Below are 704 nucleotides of genomic sequence, written 5' to 3' on the forward strand. Positions count from 1 at the left end.
ACCAAATGCTTTCTGGATTACTCTTGTGTCAGTTTTAAAAGCGGGAGGTGAACATCACGACGGACATCATAAAAACGATACTTCTCGTCATCGTCATCATAGCAGCTGCAGCTGTCGGCCTGATAAAAGGAGACTTTTTCTCAGCTGATCAAAAAACGTCTCAAACGAAAGAATATGATGAAACAATCGCCTTCCCATCTGACCGGTATCCCGAAACTGCCAAGCATATTAAGGATGCGATAAATGAGGGGCACTCAGAGGTGTGCACTATCGACAGAGACGGAGCTGAGGAACGCCGCGAGCAATCATTAAAGGACGTACCTTCCAAAAAGGGGTATGACAGAGATGAATGGCCAATGGCCATGTGCAAAGAAGGCGGTGAGGGAGCTTCTGTAGAATACATTTCTCCCGCTGACAACCGCGGAGCAGGCTCTTGGGTCGGGCATCAGCTTACCGATTACCCAGACGGCACAAAGGTTTTATTCACAATTCAGTAAACAGTACATAGAGGAGGAACAGCACATTGATCAAATCATGGAAGCCGCAAGAACTTTCGATTTCATATCACCAATTTACTGTATTTCAAAAGGATTCTACACCTCCTGTAATGGATTGGACTGACGAAGCGATTGAAAAAGGATATGCTGCGGCAGACGGAGCCATTTCCTTTGAGGCACAGCGAAATACAAAGGCCTTTATTCTTT

The 704-nt window shown here is 45.6% G+C and carries 1 protein-coding gene and 1 pseudogene; both read left to right on the top strand.

Annotation, left to right across the window (positions count from 1 at the left end; translation table 11 throughout):
- Positions 1-47: 47 nt before the first annotated feature.
- Entirely contained in the window at positions 48-497 is a 450-nt protein-coding gene (gene nucA / locus ACWHAR_RS27290) for a DNA-entry nuclease (RefSeq protein ID WP_014475770.1), read from the top strand.
- 26 nt (positions 498-523) lie between these two features.
- Positions 524-704 (top strand): annotated as a pseudogene (gene nin, locus ACWHAR_RS27295) (DNA-entry nuclease inhibitor); the annotation flags it as partial.

Source organism: Bacillus sp. LR--39 (assembly GCF_053613335.1).